The organism is Agromyces binzhouensis, assembly GCF_004135055.1.
Classification (GTDB): Bacteria; Actinomycetota; Actinomycetes; order Actinomycetales; family Microbacteriaceae; genus Agromyces; species Agromyces binzhouensis.
In genome coordinates, this window is sequence record NZ_SDPL01000358.1 from 1 (window position 1) to 3334 (window position 3334).

Genomic DNA, 3334 nt, shown 5'->3' on the forward strand with positions numbered 1-3334 from the left:
GGGGTGGCTGGTCGCCGCCCGGCGGCGCACGCGCACTGGACGCTGATCGCCGGGCGCCGTTCCCCGCAGCTCAGCCGCGCAGCGCCCTGAGGGTGTTCGCCGTCGCGATCGCGGCCTCCGCGGCCTCGCGGCCCTTGTCCTCCTTCGACCCGGGCAGGCCGGCCCGGTCGAGGCCCTGCTGCTCGTCGTCGAGGGTCAGCACGCCGAAGCCGACGGGCTTGCCCGTGTCGAGTGCGACGCGGGTGAGGCCGTCGGTCGCGGCCGACGAGACGTACTCGAAGTGCGGCGTGCCGCCGCGGATGATGACGCCGAGCGCCACGACGGCGTCGGCCCCGGCCTCGAGCGCCGCCTTCGACACCACCGGGAGCTCGAAGCTGCCCGGTACGCGCACCAGCTCGAATGCGGCGCCCGCCGCTTCGAGGGTGCGCGTCGCGCCCGCGATGAGCCCGTCGGTGATCTCGTCGTGCCAGCTCCCGGCGACGATCACGACGCGGAGGCCCTCTCCGTCCACGTCGAATTCGGGTGATCCGGTGCCGCTCATGATGCGTGTCCCTTCAGCAGTTCCTCAGCGGCAGCATCGGTCAGCTGCCGGTCGTCGATGGCGTGTCCCATGCGGGTGCGCTTGGTCTCGAGGTAGCCGGCGTTCACCGCGCCGACGCCCACCACGAGGGGGAGGCGGTCGGCGATCCGGATGCCGTGGGCCTCGAGCTGGTGCACCTTCTCGGGGTTGTTGGTGAGCAGGCGCACGCGCTCGATCCCGAGGTCGTCGAGGATCGCGCTCGCCGCCGTGTAGTCGCGCGCGTCGATCGGCAGGCCGAGCGCCACGTTCGCGTCGAGCGTGTCGAGGCCGCCCTCCTGGAGCCGGTAGGCGCGCAGCTTGTTGATGAGCCCGATCCCGCGGCCCTCGTGGCCGCGGAGGTACACGACCACGCCGCCCCGGTCGGCGATCGTCGACAACGCCGCATCGAGCTGAGGGCCGCACTCGCACTTGAGCGAGCCGATCGCCTCGCCCGTCAGGCACTCGGAGTGCACGCGCGTGATCGCTCCGGCGGGGTCGGCCGCGGGGTCGCCGGCGATGATCGCGAGGTGGTCGGCACCCGTGTTGCGGTCGCGGTACGCGCGTACGCGGAACATCCCATGCATGGTCGGCAGGTTCGTCTCGACCTCGAACTGCACCCGGGCCGATTCGTCGATCGAGGCGGGGGACTCGCCGGCCGCGAGGTCCTGCCCGCCGTGGCGGGCGCGGAGCCAGTCGACGAGTGCCGCGACCGTCGTCACCGGCAGGCCCTCTCGCTCGCCCAACTCGATCAGGCCGGGCAGGCGCATCATCTCGCCGTCGTCCTCCACGAGTTCGCCGATCACGCCGACGGGGGAGAGGCCGGCGAGGCGCATGAGGTCGACCGCGGCCTCGGTGTGGCCCGCACGCTCGCGGACGCCGCCGTCCACCGCGCGGAGCGGGAGGATGTGCCCGGGGCGGATGAGCGTGTCGGGCGTCGAATCGGGGTCGGCGAGCACGCGCAGGGTGTGGGCCCTGTCGGATGCCGAGATGCCCGTCGAGGTGCGGTCCGCCGCATCCACCGACACCGTGTACGCGGTGCCGCGCGCGTCCTCGTTGCGTTCGACCATGAGCGGCAGGCCGAGCCGGTCGGCGAACGAGTTCGGCATCGGCGCGCAGAGGTAGCCGCTCGTGTTCCGGACCATCCAGGCGATCCACTCGCGGGTCGCGAACTCGGCTGCCATGATCGCGTCGCCCTCGTTCTCGCGCGCTTCGTCGTCGGCGACGATGACGGGCTTGCCGGCGCGGAGCGCGTCGAGCACCTCGGGGATCGTGGCGAGGCTCATCGGTCGCCTCCGATCGACGAGGACGCCGGGTCGTCCGCGCGGACCTCCCGGCCCGCCCCGCCCGGCTCGGCGAGCGACGAGGGCAGGGCGTGGTGGGCGTCCAGGCGCAGCATCCGCTGGACATGACGGGCGAGCACGTCGGTCTCGAGGTTCACCCGGTCACCCGGCGCGAGCGATCCGAGCGTCGTCGCCGAGAGGGTCTCGGGGATGAGCGAGACCTCGAACCACGACCCCTCCGGCTCGTCGCCGAGGCCGCTGACGGTGAGCGAGACGCCGTCGACGGCGATCGATCCCTTGTCGACGACGAGCGCGGCGAGGCTCGCGGGGAGGGAGAAGCGCACCACGCGCCACGCATCGCCCGGGACGACCTGGAGCACCTCGGCGGTGCCGTCGACGTGCCCCTGCACGATGTGGCCGCCGAGCCGATCGCCCACGAGGGCCGCGCGCTCGAGGTTGACCCGTCGACCCCCCGCCACGGTGTCGAGCGTCGACATCGCGAGCGTCTGCGCCATCACGTCGGCGGTGAACGTCTCGTCGGATGCGTCGACGACGGTGAGGCACACGCCCGAGACCGCGATCGAGTCGCCGTGGCGGACGCCCTCGACCACCTTCGGCCCGCGGACCGTCACGCGCATGACGTCGGCGGCCGGCTCGACGCGGGTGACCTCGCCGAGTTCCTCGATGATTCCGGTGAACATGTCAGACCCTCTCTCGGGTGGTGGTCTCGGGGTGCTCGGCCGCGTCGGGCCGGGCGACGACGAGGACGTCGTCGCCGAGTCGCACCAGTTCGGTGATGTGGAAGCGATGCGCCTCGGCGATCGTGCCGACGCCGATGTCGCCGATCGCGGTGCGCGGACCGCCGATGACGGCGGGTGCGAGGTAGACGAGGAGGTCGTCCGCGAGGCCCGCGGCGAGGAACGCGCTCGCGAGCGTCGGCCCGCCCTCGACGAAGAGCGAGCGGATGCCGCGTCGCTGGAGCTCCGCCAGGTCGTCGGAGAGTTCGGTGCCGGACAGCCTGATGGGCTCGATCGGATGCCGCAGCACGGACGCGTCGGCGGGGATCGCACGCGTGCCGAAGACGACCGGGACCGGCTGGTCGTCGAGGAGTCCTCCGTCGTCGTCGCGCGCGGTGAGCGCGGGGTCGTCCGCGAGCACGGTGCCCGTGCCGACGGCGATCGCGTCCGCGACCGCCCGGCGGCGATGCACGTCGGCACGCGCCTCCCGGCCGGTGATCCACCGGCTGGTGCCGTCCGCGGCGGCGATCCGGCCGTCGAGGCTCGACGCCCACTTCACCGTGACGCGCGGCCTGCGCTCGCGGGCGGCGAAGAGCCAGTCCTCGAGGAACGCCTCCACCTCGTCGGCGAGCACGCCGCCGACGACCTCGACGCCGGCCTCGCCGAGCGTTCGGGCGCCGCCCGCCGAGTGGGGTCCGGGGTCGTCGACCGCGTAGACGACGCGCGCGACGCCCGCCTCGACGAGTGCTCGGGCGCAC

The 3334-nt window shown here is 73.5% G+C and carries 4 protein-coding genes; all 4 read right to left on the reverse strand.

Annotated elements, in window-relative coordinates:
- Positions 1–70: 70 nt before the first annotated feature.
- The gene (gene ribH, locus ESO86_RS14060; protein ID WP_129235564.1) at positions 71–541 is read right to left on the reverse strand and encodes a 6,7-dimethyl-8-ribityllumazine synthase; all 471 of its coding nucleotides are present in this window, start codon (positions 539–541) and stop codon (positions 71–73) included.
- A complete protein-coding gene (gene ribA, locus ESO86_RS14065) occupies positions 538–1842 on the reverse strand; it encodes a GTP cyclohydrolase II (protein WP_129235565.1) in 1305 nt (434 codons plus the stop codon). The genes ribH and ribA overlap by 4 nt, the downstream gene beginning before the upstream one ends.
- A complete protein-coding gene (locus tag ESO86_RS14070) occupies positions 1839–2540 on the reverse strand; it encodes a riboflavin synthase (protein ID WP_129235566.1) in 702 nt (233 codons plus the stop codon). The genes ribA and ESO86_RS14070 overlap by 4 nt, the downstream gene beginning before the upstream one ends.
- 1 nt (position 2541) lies before the next feature.
- On the reverse strand, positions 2542–3334 hold a 793-nt coding region (gene ribD / locus ESO86_RS14075; protein WP_129235567.1), incomplete at its 5' end, for a bifunctional diaminohydroxyphosphoribosylaminopyrimidine deaminase/5-amino-6-(5-phosphoribosylamino)uracil reductase RibD.